Consider the following 14,842-nt stretch of genomic DNA (forward strand, 5'->3'; position numbering starts at 1 on the left):
CGCCTCACTCCAACAGCTGGGCCAGCTTCGTCAACCGGCCCGCTGCCAAGTGGTGGTGGAGGCTCGCGGCGCGCTTGTAGGCATCGCTAGCTTCGGCGTAGCGCATCGACTTGAGGTAGCAGTCACCAAGCAGCACGTGCAGCTCACCCTCGCCAGGACGCAGCTGCGCGGCCCGGCGTGCATACCCCAGCGCCTTGCTGTATTCGCCAGCCTCGAAGTGGAGCTCCGCGAGCCCCGTGAGCGCGGCGACGCTGGTGCTGTCCAGCGCGAGGGCCTCGTTGAAGAGCCGGCGCGCGTCGGCGCGACGGCCCCCACCGGTCGCCCGCTCGGCCTTCGAGACCAGCGCCGCGGCCTTGGGTGGGTCGCTGCGCATGGGCTCATCAACGGGCTCAGCGAGCGACGCGGCGACCGCTTCAACGGCCGCTTCTGCAGGCGCCTGAAGGATCGGCGCCGCCTCGAGCCAGCCCCCGTCGCGGGGTGGCGGCGTGGCGGCGTCGGTATCAACGAGCTGCAGCAGCTCTTCGCTGGCGTGCCACGGAGGTCGATCCTCCCCCGGCTTCACCAGCGCCACGACCTGGTCGCGTCGGGCACCGTCGTCGGGGTTGGCGAGCGCCTCCATCAACTTCCCGGTGCGCAGCTCGGCCTGGCTGAAGTCGCCCCGCTCGGCCCGGGCGATCAGATCCGCCAGCTGCGTCGGGGTCAACGGACTGCGCGAGCCTGCGTGGGGATGATCAGGCACGAACACGAGCGCGAGCCCGTAGAATTCCAGGGCAAAGGACCGCCCGTGCGGCTCCTTCCAATAGCGATCACCAAAGCGACTGAGGGTCTCGGCGATCTCCTCGCGCAGCACGTTTGCCCGCGCGTGGGCGGCCGCAGCCAGCACGCCCTCTTCGGCCTCGAGCACCTCGATCCAGCGCAGCGCCGTCGCTTGCCCCGACGGTGGGGGGTAGACCCAATAGGCCTTTGACGCGGCCAGACGGGTCTGATTGGTCAAGTGTTCGAGCCGCGAGTCGTCGTACGCCGGGGCCGAGGCGACCGCCGCCTGGGTCGCGGACTCATCCCCGCGCGAGCCGATCACCAGCCCCCCAAACGCGCCAAGGATCAACGTTGCCCCAACCCCGACCGCCGACCACGCCCAGCCAGCCCATCCCATGCGGTGGTTGCGACGGGCCAGGGCTTCGCCCAAGCGAGCGCGGCGTGCATCGTCGACGTTGGGCAGCGGCAGGTCATCCCAGGGCGTGACGATGCCCAGCGCGATCTGCAGCTCGATCAGCGCGGCCTCGAGCTCGTGGGCGTTTGGCCAGCGCTGCTCGGGCGACTTCTCCAGGCACCGCAACAAGATCGGATCTAGCGCGGCCGGCAAGTCCGGGCATAGCGATGTGATCGGCTCTGGGGTTGCGAGCTCGTGCGCAACTAGGATCTGCTCGAGCCCGCCCTCGAAGGGTGGCCGCCCGGCCAACATCACGTAGGCCATGCACCCCAACGCGTAGACATCGACCCGCCCGTCAAATGCCTCGCCCAGGATCTGCTCCGGGGCCATGTACGGCCCTGTCCCCGAGATCTTCGGCGTGCTCCCAGGCTCTGCGGCCAAGCCCAGATCCACCACGCGAACCGAGTCCGCCCGCCCATCCTCCCGCTGCAACACGACGTTCTTGGGCTTGATGTCGCGATGCACCAGGCCGGCTTCGTGGATCGCCGCCAACGCCTTGCAGCATTGACGCAAAATTGGCAGCGCGCGCGTCAGCGACATCTTGCCCTGCTTCAGCGCGCCATGCAGATCCTCGCGCCCAAGCAGCTCCATCACAAAGAAGGGCCGATGGTCCGGGAGCTCGCCAAAGTCCATGACCTCCACGACAAAGCGGGACTCCACGCGCGCGCAGGCCCTGGCTTCGTTGGTGAACATCGCGAATAGATCCGATGAGAGCTCGAAGGTCGCCCGCAACACCTTCAGCGCGACGCGACGCTGAATGTCGGTGTGCAGCGCTTCGAACACCTGCCCCATGCTGCCCTCGCCAATCCACTCGATGATCTGCAGGCGGGTTCCGGGCACCAGCTCACCCACCAACAGGCGACTGTTGGTCTCGATCGGCTCCCAACCCGCGCTGGTGCTGGCCTCCACCCGGCTCATCGTCGTGTCGACCTCGACCATACTTTCAAACGGGGTTAGTGTCGCTTGGCTCTGCACGGCGAACTCAGGTGGGGAGGTGTCTGACCCTAGCTGAAAACAGTTCGTTGAAAAGTGTAACTGGGAAAAACTGAGTGTAGAATGCACATCATGCGCGAGCGCCTATTAGCGAAGGTCACGGCCTGGACATTGGTTGCGAGTGGGTGGCTGTATCCACTTCAGGCCAACGCGGCCCCCCCCGTCCCCCCGGTCCCCCAAGGGGACATCCGAACCGGCGTAGGCCCAGTCGAGTATAGCGGCCAATTCCCAGACTACTTCCAGAGCGAACTCGAACAAACAATCATCAGCTCGCTCGAGAGAGCCAGCGGAGCCCCTGTACCCATGCAAGGGAAGGCCTGTACGCAGTTCGACTGCGTGCAGCGGGCGGCCCTGAAAGCTGGCGTGGGGGTGATCATCATGTCTCGCCTCATACGCGATAATCGTGACTATCAAGTAGAGTTCATCGCCCACGCGGTCGAAGATGGACGCGTGCTGGCGCAGGCCACCGTGGAATGCAGTATTTGCGGCCAGCAAGAGCTGCTCGATGCAATACCTGCGAAGCTCACCGAGCTCGACGCCAAACTTGCGCAGGCCCTCGCGGCGCAGACTTGGCCGCCCCGGCTCATGGTCGCGGGCACTCCCTCGCACGCAAGCCTGTCGCTCGACGGCGAGGACATCGGTCCCGGCCCGATCTCGGTTGAGGTCGAGCCCGGCAAGCACCAGCTCGAGATCGCAGCCGTTGGCTACGCGACGCAGCTGCATCGCTGGGCCGCCGTCGAAGGCGTCGAGCAGCAGATCGAGTTCTCGCTCACGCGCCAGCCGGCCAACCGCGGTCTAAAGATCGCTGGGTGGGCCGCCGTCGCGCTGGGCGGTGTCGGAACGACCACCGGGATCACGCTGATCTCCCTCAATGGCCGGGACCACGCGCCAACTTGTGCGACCAACCTGCGCGATCCCAGCGGTGATTGTCCCAACGTCTACGCAACCGCCGCCGCGGGCGTCATCACCCTTGGCGTCGGGGTTGCTGCAATCGCCACCGGGGTCGGCCTCCTCGTCCACCGGCACCAAGGCCAGCGCCAAACCAAGCCCAGCAGCGCTCGCGTGAGCGTGGGTGTGGGCGCGGGTGGCATCCAACTACGGTTTTGATCGCACGGCCGTCGGGCGCGGGACTTGGACAGCGCGCCGCAACTGCATCGCACCTGCGGGGTGGAACCCGATGCGCCGCCCGTCAGCGCCCAAGCAATCGGGCCAAGACGTGGGTGACCACGATCCCCAGCACCAGTAGGTTGCGCCCAAGCAGCCCCGCCCATGAGATCCGCGGCGCCGCCAGCTCCCGGTTGGTGAGCGCGGCCGCCAACGCCCGCAGATGCGCCACCCCGATCGGCCAGTCGCGGATCCCCTCGATCCACTCCGCTGGCAGCCCGCGCGCACCGACCTCGGCCCCCGCCAGCGCGCCAACGATCGCCGCGACCGTGTCGGTGTCGCCGCCCAGTCGTATCGCCGCCTCGATCGCCGAGCGTGGGTCGCCGCGGTGGCGTAGCCAGCAATACGCGACAGCGGGCAGGGTGTGCACCACAAAGCCCGAGACCCCGCGGGTCCAGCCCAGCTCTGCGGCAAGGGCGGCTGGCGTGTCGCCGCGGTTGGCCGCCTCGATCGCCCTCAACACTTGCGCCCGGAGCTCGGGATCCTCGATCTGTGCCGCGAGCTCGACGAGTCGCTCAGTCGGGGCTCCCCCCTCGCGTGCCCAACGACTGACGAGCAGCGCACCAGCCTCGGCTCGGGGATCCGTGTGTGTCACCCGGGTCGACGCCCGGACCAGCTCGACGAGGTGCGCGTCGTCTCGCGCCCGCAACCCCAGCAGCGCCGCCCGCATCGCGGGACCGTTGCCAGCCGAGTGCACGCCGCTGCGCTCGGGCGAGAACCCCACCCACGAGCGCAGACCCCCTCGCAGCGTCGCCAAGCCCACCCCAGGCGGCAGCGCCAGCACCCACCAACGCAGGCTCCGCGCGAAGGCCCGCGCGAACTGACGCGGGTCACCGTTGGATCGCAGCAGCGCGCGCGCGACCATGCTCGTGTGCTCGGTGTCGTCGCTGATCATGCCGCGACCCAACACCAGCGAGTGCCCGAGCGGGCGCCGAGCCAACCGACGCTCGACTCGCTGGGGCGACAAGCCCTCGAAGGGCAGGCCGATCGAATCACCGATCGCGGTGCCAAGCAGCACACCGAGCACAGCGTCCGCGTGATCATCGGACTCGGGGAGGGTCATCTGCGTGTCCTTTAGCAACCCGCATGCCAGCGACCGCCGCGCCCTGTGGCCCCGATCGCGCCGTCGCTCGCAAGCGTCAAGCGTCAAATTGACGAGCGAGCTCGACCGCGTGCGGCACCCCGTCAAACGCGGCCCGATCGGATGTACGATCCCCGTCGCCACGCATGCCACGCAACATGACGACCGACCGGAGCGACCTACTGTTGCACCCCCAGCTGCGGGCCTACGTCGAGGCGCGGGTCCCCGAGCTCGCCGCGATCACGGCCGCGCGCCGCCAGTCGCTCGATACGCTCGCGCAGTTCATCGCCACCGAGCAAGCCGCGGGCGAGCCCGTTCGCCTGATCTTCATCTGCACCCACAACTCGCGGCGTAGTCACATCTCGCAGCTGTGGGCCGCGGCCGCGGCCGCCTGGTACGGGCTCGAGGTCGCAACCTACTCCGGCGGGACGGAGGCGACCGCCTTCAACCCGCGCGCGGTCGCGGCCATGCGCAGGGCCGGGTTCGAGATCGATGATCCCGGCGGCGACAACCCGCGCTACACCGTCAGCTTCAGCCCTGGCGGCCCCAAGATCTCGGCCTTCTCCAAGATCTGGACCCACGCCGCCAACCCACAGACGGGCTTCGCCGCGATCATGACCTGCGACTCAGCCGACGCCGCGTGTCCGCTCGTGCTCGGCTCGCGCGCCAGGATTTCGCTGCCCTACCGCGACCCCAAGGCCGACGACGGCAGCCCACGCGAAGCAAGCAGCTACGACGCCAGCGTCCGGCTCATCGCAACCGAGATGCTCTACGTGTTCGAGCGGGCTGTCCGCCAGTAGGCCGCGGCGCTGGGCTGCGGCGTCACTCGGCTGGAGCCCCGACCCACCAGCGCACCACCTGGCCGTCTTGCTTCTCGATCGCAACGACCCCGCCGTTGTGCGCGTCCCACTGCCCGGCCACGCACTCGACCACCAGCGTTGCGACATCCGTGGCCGACACGGTCAGCTCGGTGCCCACCGTTTGGGCATCGAACAAGCCGCGCAGCATCGGGGTCTCGACGCATCCCGGGGCGACCCCAAACGCGCGCACGTTCGGCGCGCCCTCGGTTGCACAGGACTTCGTCATCACGTTGAGCGGCGCCTTGGACAGCGCGTAGGAGAACAAGCCCGGGAACGGATCCACGGTGGACATCGTCGTGATGTTGACGATGCACGCCCCCGGCCGCTGGACCAGCTGCGGCCACGCGGTGGCGATCATGATCGCCGGACTCAGGGTGTTCAGCTGAACGTGGGCGCGCAGGGCCTGCTCGTCGATTCCGTCCGCGAGCGGGCCAAGCTGAGCCATGCCGGCGTTGTTCACCAGCACGTCGACCCTTCCCATGTCCGCCATGATCGCGGTGGTCAGCGCGGCCGTGCGCTCGCTGTGGCCAAGATCGGCCACGTAGATCCGATGCTCCGCGCCCTTGGCCACCCCTGCTGCCAGCTGCGCCGTCGCCTCGAGCTCGTGCTGCCTGCGCCCGACCAGCGCGACCCGATACCCGCGCGCCGCCAGCTGCACCGCCGCCTGCCGACCGATGCCCGAGCTCGCGCCCGTGACGATTGCGACCGGAGCCTCACTCACGCTTGCACCTGCCCTTCGCGCCACGTCGCCGACGCGCTCTGTCCCGGCCCCGAGAACACCTTCACCACCACCTGCCGCACCTGCGCGAGATCGGACGGCGCCATGATCCCCTTCACCCGCTCGAGCATCAGCCGCGACAGCTCTTCTAGGGTCACGTTCGAGACCGGCAGCAGCAACACGTCTTTGGCCAGGAACGGGATGCGCTCGTCCGCGAACAGACAAAATACGTGACGCTCATCGGACTCGATGCGCAGGTGAGGACTCTGGGTTGGGATCAGCATGTACTCGTTCCAAGCCTGGCACAGCTCGCGGATCTTGGACTTGTAGACGCCATAGTCGAACGCCAGCCCGTCTTCGGCGACCACGCTCGTGAACGCCACCGACACCCGGAAATTGTGGCCGTGCAGACGCTCCCGATGCGATGCGTCGTAGATCGTGAAGTGGCCGGCGGAGAACTTCATGTCCTCTTTGCACAGCTCGATGGTCGTCTCTCGCGGCATGGGTAGCAGAGGGTACCCCAACGCCACCGGCGCTGGCTCTTCGCCCCCGCCTGCCTCGCCAAACGCCCCCGAGCCGCTGCTCGCTACGATCGAGCCGTTGGCGTTCGACCTAGTGCCGGGTCGCCACCTGCGACATTCCGATGCCGATCTACTGCTTTCAGCAGTGAGCGTGCTCGCCGGGCGGTCACGGCAGCGCGAGCGGGGTCGTGTCGACCTCGAGCAGCTTGCCTTCGAACAGCGGCACGACCCACGCCCCACCCGGCTCGCGGGTGTAGACCAAGTACCAGAGCGAAGCGCGTGGATGCTCGATCAGGTTGAATGACTCGTACACGAACTCCTCGCTGGTCAGGCGGTAGTGCACGCGCCCATGCCCGCTCGGATCCAGGGTCCGCATCCGCGTCGCGGTCACCTGCAGCGCCCGCACGGCCAGCTGCGAGCACCACGTCCGGTCACCCCAGGGGTTGAGCCCGCAGTGGTTCGGATCCAGAGACAGCGCGCCCTCGCGATGGCCCTCGCGCTCGGCGGTCAGCTGCACGCCAATGCTGTGTGCTCCCGCGACCGCCGACGACAGATACATCGAAGCGAGATCGAGCTCGTGCGCCCGCTTACCGCTCGTGGCTTGGGTGTCTTGGTTCGACGTCGTCATGCGTGGAAACGTAATGGAGGCCAAGCACGGCAACGAGCGCAGTCGTCGCTGCTCGCGAGGGTTCAGACCGCAAGCAATTCACGTCCCCACGCCGCGCGCTTGCCCGGTGGGATCGCTTTGGCGATGATGACCGCCAGTGCCAAACCTCGAAGCAGACGGCGTCGATCCCCGCCACGCGAAGATCGGCCTCGTGTTCCACCGGCTTGGCGTCTGGGGCCTGCCGGCGTGTGTCGGCGCCGCGTTCGGCTTTTACATGGCCGACCGCGGCACGCCGTGGCTGCCTTCAATGCTCGCGTTGCTGCTGATCTTGGGCGCGCTGTGCTTGCTGGCGATCTCTGGCGGTCGCGCGCTGCAAGGCAAGGCGTTTCGCCGCACGCCCGAGGGCCGCGTGGTCCGGCGCCGGGTGTTGATGGCGACCGGCCTGGCGTTCGCAGCCGGGTTCGGCCGCCTGGTCTTGATCTGGGTTCAACAACCCAGCCCGCTGACCGACCTCTCGCACGACGACTTCGACGAAACCTTCATCCTCGACAGCAAGAGCTACAGCGAGCTCGACGCGGGCCTCGAGCACTATCTGGTGTTGCTCGAAGCCCGGCCCGAGCTGTTCGCGTCCGACGCCCTGCTGGGCCCCGACGACGAGCGCCTGGTGCTCGACGCCTGGGAGGCGATCTACGCCTACTCGTTTGCGCTCGACCAGATCCGCATCTTCTACGAGGACTGGTACCGCTTCGATCCCTCCCGCGCCGAACGCAGCCAACACCTGCGCAGCTTCTTGCTGACCTTCGCCTCCGAGCTGGCGCTCTACGAAAAGGCCACCCGCGCCGTCACGCTGCTGGGCAACAACCGCAACGTCGTCAAATACCTCGACGCCCCCCACGCCGATCGCAGCCTGGGCGACAACTCGTTCTCCAGCTTTCGCCAAGAGCTGCAGGGAGCCCGCGACGCCACCCGCGTGATCGCGGGCAAGCAGTACCTGCGCTGGCTCGAGCAAGCCATGAAGGGCCGCGCCGAGGCCCGGGCGATCGGCTACGCGTGGCTGTGGGATCGCGTTGAGCGGCACCTGATCCTGATCGAGGGGTTTGGCGTGCTCTCGGCTGGGGTCAAGACGATCGGCAGCGACGCCGAGCTGCTCAAGCGTGGGTTTCGCCGGGTCTGGTACCCCGCGCAAAAGGGTGTCGCCGAGTGGATGGGTGACACCCGCGTGCGCCGGGTCAATTGGTACTTGATCAACGAGCAAATGCAGGCCGAATTGGTCGAGCACCTCGAGCCCGGCGACATCTTGCTGTCGCGCAAGAACTGGTACGTCAGCAACGTCGGGCTGCCGGGGTTTTGGCCCCACGCAATCTTGTACACCGGTGATCCCGCGCAGTTCGCCACGTACTTCAACGACCCGGCCGTGCGCGCGTGGGTCCGCGAGCTAAGCGGCGAGGACATCGACCTGCCCACCTACTTGAGTCAGCGCTGGCCTTCGCGCTGGCTCCGGTTTGGGTTCGAGGACCACGGCCAGCCCTATCGCGTGATCGAAGCGATCAGTGAAGGCGTCGTGTTCAACACCATGGCCCACGCCAGCGGCGACTACCTCGTCGCCCTGCGCCCGCGCTTGAGCAAGAAGGCCAAGGCGCAGGCGATCGTCGACGCGTTCTCGATGCTCGATCGCCCCTACGACTTCGACTTTGACTTTGCGACCGACAACGCGCTGGTCTGCACCGAGCTGGTCTGGCGCGCGTATCGGCCGGCGGCGGGCAAAGACGGTCTCGATCTGCACCTCGTCGAGCTCGCCGGGCGGCCAACCCTGCCCGCCAACGAGCTCGCCAAGCAATTCGTGGCCGAGCACGGCCAGCCCGACGCACAATTGGACTTCGTGTACTTCATCGACGCGATCGAGCACCAGCAGTCCGCGATCGTGTCTGATGAGGCGGCGTTCTTGCACACGCCCACGCGCACCAAGTGGGACTACCGCAAGCAGTAGCCTGATCATGCCGGACTCTCTGCTCGACATCATCGAGGACCTGCAAGCACAGCTCGCCGCTGGGGCCGCGCGCGTCAGCTTGCGGGTGCTCGATCCCGATCACGGCCGCGGCCGGTTTCCGGGTGAGCAGGTCGAGTTCCAGGGCCAGCGCTACGTCCACAGGCCGCTGCGTGTGTGGATCGACCTGGCCGACCGGCTGAACCTGCGCTTGATGACGCCCCGGCCGACCGCGGATGGCCACCTCGAGCTGCGCTTCGAACGGCTGGATCCCGCCGCGAGCTGGCACAACGCCGACCATCCCCGTGACCAGAAAACCGAGAAGTACGGCGTGGGCTCTGGGTTCAGCCGGGTCTCGAAGCTCGAGGATCCTGGGTTCGTGCTCGACCTCGCCGATGCCCTGGCCCGGGCCAAGCTGGGCCCAACGCCCCGGATCCTCGACATTGGCTGCAACGACGCAGACGTGCTCACCCTGATCGCGCGACTGCTGCGACCCAAGCCGACACGCATGGTCGGTGTCGATCACAGTCGCTCGGCGATCGCCCGCGCCCGCGAGCGGCTGCCCGACCCCGCGCACCGCCTCGTCGAGGCCAACGTCAACAACCTCGCCCAGCTCGAGCCTGGGTTGGGCCGGTTTGATCTCGTGCTCGCGCTGAGCACCCTGCACAGCCCCGGGGTCGACGACCGCGCGGTCCTGCGCCACATCGTCAAAGATCTGCTCGAGCCCAGCGGCGCGGTCATCATTGGCGTGCCCAATTGCCGCTATGTCGATGGCGAGCTGCTCCACGGCGCCCGCACCAAGAACTTCAGCCAGCCCGAGCTCTCATTGATGATCAAGAGCGTGGCCGGATACAAGCGCTATCTGCAACAACATCGGCGGCGGGTCTACGTGACCGGAAAACATTACCTGCTCATCACGGGCGCGGCGTTGTGAAGTGACACCATCATTGTCGCCAGCCGGCCATGCCCAAATCGCGCGGCGTGGCTGACGTCACGACTTGAATCCGCCCTCGAACCCGCGAATTGAGATTGGCCTGCTCCGCTCACGGTCATCAGTATCTAGCGGATGCAGGCCCGACGGCAGCGGCAGCGCGTCGCGGCGGGCGGCGATCAACAGCTGATTCTCCACCGCCCACAGCAACGCGCGACCCGCCTCGCGCGCCAGCTGATCTTGGTGCTCACGCAGGATCCGAGCGGCCTGCATCATGGTCTGCACCGTCCGCGCCTCCGCCTGCGGCTCGACCGAACCCAGCGCGGACCCCATCACATCCAGCGCCACCGCGAGCGCGTTGGAGTTACCCGCAGAGTCGAACCGGCGCGCATCATCGATCGCCGCGGCGGCGAGCGTCTCGAACTCACCTGGAGCGCTCACCGCAGCGTCGGCGAAATTCGCCAGCGCGCTCAATCCCGTCTCGTCGAGTACCATGGCCGCACTATGGCAGGCTTCACCCGGGCGCACCAGACCAATGTCCACGCGATGATTGTACGCTTTGACACGTGTAAAGCTGTGACTGGTTCAGACCCAATCAATATATTAGCTCAACTGCCCATCGCGAGGTTTGCCTGCTCCGATGCTTGCTCCGACTCAGGGACCACAACTTGCTGCACACCGGTCAGCACCAAGCGCACGGCGGCCCCGTGATCCGAGCGCCCATCGGCCGTGAACTCCTCTACAAACTCTGCCGCGATCGTGACCACCACCGCGTCGGCGCCAGGCTCTAGGTCGATCTCGCGCGCCCCTTCGGCTGGATCCTTCCACAGCGCGACCGTGCGACGGGGCGTCATCCCGGGCGGTACCGAGCGCAGCGCCATACCCAGCGAGGTCACCGTCAAGATCGAGCTGCCTGGATCATCGGCCAGCACGCTGGCATATCGCCCCGGCCAGCGCGCGCTCAGCTGGGGTCCGTCCATCAGCAGCGCGATCACCAGGTTCGGCCCGACCGCACGAATCACGTCGGCGACCGGATCCGGCCGGGCGAGGTCCTCGCAGATCAGCGGAGCCATGCACAGCCAAGGGTTCGCGCAGACAAAGTTGATCTCGCGGGGGCGGACCCGCATCGGCTCCCACCACAGTCGGCCCGCGTCCAGGCTCTGGCCTAGACCATATTGGGCGATCTGGGCCGCGTCGAGGCGCCAGCGATGGTGTTTGTCTTGATCATAGCGCGCGAGGTGTGACGGGTGACGCACGCCCAAATATGCATAGTTGCGCCGGTGCGCACGCACGCCAGCCAGGAAGAAGCCAACCCGATCACCAAGCGCGGCCTCGGCCGCGTCGACCTCCTCTTCGTTGATCGAGCTCTCGGGCAGGACCACCGCGCTCATCCGGCCGACCTGTCGCTCCGCCGCGGAGACGACCGCCAGCAGGTTGCGGGCTGGGTCGAAGCGCTGCGTGGGCTCATACTCGAAGAACCCGAACGCGCGCGGATCCACGACCGTGTCGGCGATGCTCGAGGCACGAAAGTCTTCGGCCTCGACGGTGTACGGCCACGGGATGATCAGCAGGTTGAGTTCATGCGCGCGCTCGCCCGGTAGCAACATCGTGCTGGTCTGCCAATTGACCTTCACCTCCGACCGATCAATTGCGAGGTTGTGCGAGAGCGAGCGAATCGTCAGGCCCGTCTGTGGCGTGCGGAGCTTGGGTAATACCCGAATGCGGTCCGTGCCAAAGTCGCTGACCGTCCCACGATACAGCAACGCCTGCCGCGCCCGCATACCAATGCCGGGCTCGGCGCACGAGCCCGGCACACCAAACCCGGCGCTGGCCACGTCCGCGTGGGCGTGGAGTTCGAGCATGGCTTGACACAGCGGCCACGCTTCAGGTTCGGCCAGGCCCGCGACCGGCGCGTCAAAGTTGGCTTCGAGCAACCGACACAGCGCCTCGATTGTGCTCCCCGGTCCGCTGGGTGGGCCATTCTCGCGGTCGGCCTCAATACCCGGGGAGGGCCGCCCGCCGCTCGGGGTTCGGCGCCTCTCTTGGGTCTCGGCGAAGCCTCGCCAAGCTCGCGAGGTGTACTCGAGGTGGGCTTGCCAGCGGGCGCGACGGAGCTCCGCGTGATCGTGGGTGCTGGCGCCCCGACGTCGGCGCCGCGGGACGTCGTCATAGGCGCCATCGAGCTGCTGGGGGCCCAAGTCGGGCGGCCACTGGTGCTCGCTGGCTTCGCTGTGCGGAGAGATCACCAGCCGGTACGCGCCGCTGTCCGCCAGCACAACAGAGGTAAACGCGAACACATCAGGCGGCCACGCTGGGCGCAGCTGCCAAGCACGCTCACCCGCGATCTCTCGCCATGCCTCGCCAATTGTCTTGCCACTCATGCGCGACCTCCGATTACCGTTTGTGCGGTCTGGTCTCGACCAAACCTCGCCCGCCGCTGACAGGTGCTGTTCACCAACGCACCAAGCCAACGCGTGAATCAATATTAGACGATTGAGACTACGCTTTGACTCGGTCAATTGCACGTGGCACGAACCGCCATCTCCGCGAAACCTCATGACTTTTTTGCCACGCCAACCTCTGGACTCGCAAATGTTTATTGCAATGTCACTCGGCACACTCGACTAGCGATTGGGCATTTGGCGATGACCACGAGTTCGCCCTCCCCTCGCGGTTGGCGAGCTTGCTCGCGCGCTGGCGGGCAGGCGGGCGTCCCGACCCGACGCCAGGTATGGGAATTTGTCGCCGCAGCGGTGCCTGCGACGCCACACGCGGCCACGCTGACAGCCGGCCCCGCGATTGGCTATGATCCCGCCATGCCCGGGCTTCGGATCCTGACCGTGGCGCCGCTCGTGTCAGAGCGGGACGGAGTGCTGCGCGCTCGGACCTCGCTCCTGCTTCAGTTGCTGACGCTGGGCGCGGCCGTCCGTGAGGTCATCGTGGATCGTCGCTCGCGCTATGTGATCATCAGCCAGCGCGTGCTGTGGCTATTTCGGCGTCGGCGGGTCATTCCATTTCGTATGATCAAGCGAATCACCTATGACTATGACAGCACGGTGACATCTGCACATCGCACCATGCAAGGGACCTTGGTCGGCGACGAGATCGAGCGATTTGATGTGGGGCTCGTGATCTGTGCGCGCGAGGACGTCCCGGCTACCCACGCACATGTGCATGAAGAGCATGTTCCATTATTTAGCTTCCGGGGTGAGGGCAGCTCTCGCTACTTCAGCTTCTCGGCCGACTTCGAGGGCGCTCAAGAGCAGCTCTCGCGCAACTATGTCGAGCGGCTGCGCGCGCTGATCGGGGTGTCGTTCGGCAACGAGCTCGAGCAGGTCACGGACAGCGGGGGGCGCAAGTGGAGCTGCGCTGGCTGTGGGCGGCCGGGGCCGCCGCGACCGGGGCGGTGCTACTACTGCGGTCAGGAGCTGCAAGCAGCGAAGTAGCGCTACTGGGGCTCGAGCTTGGCGCAGCCAGCGAGGTCGGCGGTGCCGCTGTTGGTCGGGATCGGGTCGGCGTACAGCAGGGTCTCGTCGAGCAGCGGCGGCGCCGCGAGATCGAGCATGAAGATGTCGTCCTCGCCGCGAATGTCCATTGCCACGATCTGACTCGCCTCACCCACGAACACGATGCCAGCCGCGTAGATGTTGTCGGGGCCCTCGACCGAGGAGATGACGGTTGCCGTGGCGGGGTTCACCTCGAGGTAGCGGCTGAGCGGCTCCGGCGGCGGCGGACCGGGCTCGTTGGCCGAGATGAACATGGCCCCATCGAAGCGGAACGCCACGTCGCTGACGTGGATCGACCACACCATGACCGGCTCGCCGTTCTCGGTGAGCACCGTGGGTCCATCGATGATCTCACCCGACATGGGGTTGATCTGCGCAATGCTGACCTGGGTGGTCGCGTTCAGCTCGTAGGTGTCGAACACGGTGACCCACAGATCTCCGCCGTCGTTCATGGCCGCGCCCATGACCCAGACGCCGAGGCTGGGTCCCACTGGCGAGAGCTCGCCCGTGGTGGCGTTCACCGACACGAGCTGGCTGCCCGCGCCCAGATCCTCGGTGTTGCCCGCGAACCCGAGCAGGGCGTTGTTTGGATCGGTGTACATGGCGTCGAGGTGACGCGGCTCGCCGTTCATTGTCGTCTCGGGGCTGAGCGCGATGTGGGTTCCGTCAACCGACAAAGTCGCGAGCCGGCAGACGTTGGCGACCGGGCTGGGCTGGCCGAAGGGCGCACCCGGGGACGCGCACTGGACCGCGTTGAACCCGGAGATGCAAGCTTCGCCCGCCTCGAGGCATAGGAAGCCGCACTCGATCACGCAATTCGAGGCGCAGCCATCGGAGGGCTCGCCGTTTCCGTCGTCGCAGGCCTCGCCCGGGTCGATCACGCTGTTGCCACACAGCTCGTCGCCGTCCCCGTCCCCGTCTCCGTCTCCGTCGCCGTCGCCGTCGCCGTCCCCGTCCCCGTCCCCGTCCCCGTCCCCGTCCCCGTCTCCGTCTCCGTCCCCGTCGCCGTCGCCGTCCCCGTCCCCGTCGCCCATGGTCGCGCCATCGGTCGCCGTCTCGGAGCCCGTCGACCCGTTGTCCGCCGTCGTCGTCGTCGAGCGGCCGTCGTCGCCACAACCGGTGAGCATGTGAAGGAACACCGCGGCGTGGACAAGGCACACAGATTTGCGCTGCATCGGCCCATCCTACCTGCCGAGGTTCGAGCGAACAGGGCGAAACGACGGGAGCGGAAGATCGCCAAGCGCAACGGCCGCGACGGTGGCGTATC

At 67.2% G+C, this 14,842-nt stretch carries 13 protein-coding genes; 5 read left to right on the forward strand and 8 right to left on the reverse strand.

Going from position 1 to position 14,842, the window contains the following annotated elements; translation table 11 throughout:
* Positions 1 to 4 precede the first annotated feature (4 nt).
* On the reverse strand, positions 5 to 2,128 hold the full coding sequence (locus DB30_RS16125; RefSeq protein ID WP_205632995.1) for a serine/threonine-protein kinase: 2,124 nt from the start codon (positions 2,126 to 2,128) through the stop codon (positions 5 to 7).
* Between the two features lie 378 nt (positions 2,129 to 2,506).
* Here DB30_RS16125 and DB30_RS16130 point away from each other — a divergent pair, with 378 nt between their 5' ends.
* Complete coding sequence (locus DB30_RS16130) at positions 2,507 to 3,310, forward strand: PEGA domain-containing protein (RefSeq protein ID WP_052549819.1); 804 nt, start codon at positions 2,507 to 2,509, stop codon at positions 3,308 to 3,310.
* 82 nt (positions 3,311 to 3,392) lie between these two features.
* On the opposite strand, the gene DB30_RS16135 is transcribed toward DB30_RS16130, so the two are convergent.
* On the reverse strand, positions 3,393 to 4,430 hold the full coding sequence (locus DB30_RS16135; protein ID WP_052549821.1) for an ADP-ribosylglycohydrolase family protein: 1,038 nt from the start codon (positions 4,428 to 4,430) through the stop codon (positions 3,393 to 3,395).
* 176 nt (positions 4,431 to 4,606) lie between these two features.
* On the opposite strand from DB30_RS16135, the gene DB30_RS16140 reads away from it, so the two are divergent.
* Positions 4,607 to 5,248, forward strand: coding sequence for a low molecular weight phosphatase family protein (locus tag DB30_RS16140; RefSeq protein WP_205632996.1), 642 nt, complete (start codon positions 4,607 to 4,609; stop codon positions 5,246 to 5,248).
* Between the two features lie 22 nt (positions 5,249 to 5,270).
* On the opposite strand, the gene DB30_RS16145 is transcribed toward DB30_RS16140, so the two are convergent.
* The 3 genes from DB30_RS16145 to DB30_RS16155 form a co-directional block, all read right to left on the reverse strand.
* Positions 5,271 to 6,029 (reverse strand): SDR family NAD(P)-dependent oxidoreductase, encoded by a 759-nt coding sequence (locus tag DB30_RS16145; protein ID WP_052549823.1) that lies wholly within the window; start codon positions 6,027 to 6,029, stop codon positions 5,271 to 5,273.
* The gene (locus DB30_RS16150) at positions 6,026 to 6,529 is read right to left on the reverse strand and encodes a 6-pyruvoyl trahydropterin synthase family protein (protein WP_052549825.1); all 504 of its coding nucleotides are present in this window, start codon (positions 6,527 to 6,529) and stop codon (positions 6,026 to 6,028) included. The genes DB30_RS16145 and DB30_RS16150 overlap by 4 nt, the downstream gene beginning before the upstream one ends.
* 184 nt (positions 6,530 to 6,713) lie before the next feature.
* Positions 6,714 to 7,175, reverse strand: a complete 462-nt coding sequence (locus DB30_RS16155; protein ID WP_052549828.1) for a hypothetical protein — start codon at positions 7,173 to 7,175, stop codon at positions 6,714 to 6,716.
* Positions 7,176 to 7,311: 136 nt separating this feature from the next.
* On the opposite strand from DB30_RS16155, the gene DB30_RS16160 reads away from it, so the two are divergent.
* Positions 7,312 to 9,141 (forward strand): YiiX/YebB-like N1pC/P60 family cysteine hydrolase, encoded by a 1,830-nt coding sequence (locus tag DB30_RS16160; protein ID WP_052549829.1) that lies wholly within the window; start codon positions 7,312 to 7,314, stop codon positions 9,139 to 9,141.
* 7 nt (positions 9,142 to 9,148) lie between these two features.
* The gene (locus tag DB30_RS16165) at positions 9,149 to 10,072 is read left to right on the forward strand and encodes a class I SAM-dependent methyltransferase (protein WP_052549831.1); all 924 of its coding nucleotides are present in this window, start codon (positions 9,149 to 9,151) and stop codon (positions 10,070 to 10,072) included.
* A 57-nt stretch (positions 10,073 to 10,129) separates the two neighbouring features.
* Here DB30_RS16165 and DB30_RS16170 read toward each other — a convergent pair whose 3' ends face one another.
* Together DB30_RS16170 and DB30_RS16175 are read right to left on the reverse strand one after the other, a co-directional pair.
* Positions 10,130 to 10,612 (reverse strand): hypothetical protein, encoded by a 483-nt coding sequence (locus DB30_RS16170; RefSeq protein ID WP_146659175.1) that lies wholly within the window; start codon positions 10,610 to 10,612, stop codon positions 10,130 to 10,132.
* A gap of 65 nt (positions 10,613 to 10,677) precedes the next feature.
* Positions 10,678 to 12,450, reverse strand: coding sequence for a hypothetical protein (locus DB30_RS16175; protein ID WP_052549835.1), 1,773 nt, complete (start codon positions 12,448 to 12,450; stop codon positions 10,678 to 10,680).
* 435 nt (positions 12,451 to 12,885) lie between these two features.
* On the opposite strand from DB30_RS16175, the gene DB30_RS16180 reads away from it, so the two are divergent.
* The gene (locus DB30_RS16180) at positions 12,886 to 13,515 is read left to right on the forward strand and encodes a hypothetical protein (RefSeq protein WP_146659177.1); all 630 of its coding nucleotides are present in this window, start codon (positions 12,886 to 12,888) and stop codon (positions 13,513 to 13,515) included.
* 2 nt (positions 13,516 to 13,517) lie between these two features.
* Here the strand turns inward: DB30_RS16180 and DB30_RS16185 are convergent, their stop codons facing one another.
* Positions 13,518 to 14,750: a hypothetical protein gene (locus tag DB30_RS16185; protein WP_052549840.1), complete on the reverse strand. Its 1,233-nt coding sequence runs from the start codon at positions 14,748 to 14,750 to the stop codon at positions 13,518 to 13,520.
* Between the last annotated feature and the right edge of the window lie 92 nt (positions 14,751 to 14,842).

This window comes from Enhygromyxa salina (genome assembly GCF_000737335.2).
GTDB classification, from domain to species: domain Bacteria; phylum Myxococcota_A; class Polyangia; order Nannocystales; family Nannocystaceae; genus Plesiocystis; species Plesiocystis salina_C.

Bases quoted from the DNA above. Each gene is read 5' to 3' on its own strand.
- DB30_RS16125 (WP_205632995.1), bottom strand. From the start codon at position 2,128: ATGAGCCGGGTGGAGGCCAGCACCAGCGCGGGTTGGGAGCCGATCGAG.
- DB30_RS16130 (WP_052549819.1), top strand. From the start codon at position 2,507: ATGCAAGGGAAGGCCTGTACGCAGTTCGACTGCGTGCAGCGGGCGGCC.
- DB30_RS16135 (WP_052549821.1), bottom strand. From the start codon at position 4,430: ATGACCCTCCCCGAGTCCGATGATCACGCGGACGCTGTGCTCGGTGTG.
- DB30_RS16140 (WP_205632996.1), top strand. From the start codon at position 4,607: ATGACGACCGACCGGAGCGACCTACTGTTGCACCCCCAGCTGCGGGCC.
- DB30_RS16150 (WP_052549825.1), bottom strand. From the start codon at position 6,529: ATGCCGCGAGAGACGACCATCGAGCTGTGCAAAGAGGACATGAAGTTC.
- DB30_RS16155 (WP_052549828.1), bottom strand. From the start codon at position 7,175: ATGACGACGTCGAACCAAGACACCCAAGCCACGAGCGGTAAGCGGGCG.
- DB30_RS16165 (WP_052549831.1), top strand. From the start codon at position 9,149: ATGCCGGACTCTCTGCTCGACATCATCGAGGACCTGCAAGCACAGCTC.
- DB30_RS16175 (WP_052549835.1), bottom strand. From the start codon at position 12,450: ATGAGTGGCAAGACAATTGGCGAGGCATGGCGAGAGATCGCGGGTGAG.
- DB30_RS16180 (WP_146659177.1), top strand. From the start codon at position 12,886: ATGCCCGGGCTTCGGATCCTGACCGTGGCGCCGCTCGTGTCAGAGCGG.
- DB30_RS16185 (WP_052549840.1), bottom strand. From the start codon at position 14,750: ATGCAGCGCAAATCTGTGTGCCTTGTCCACGCCGCGGTGTTCCTTCAC.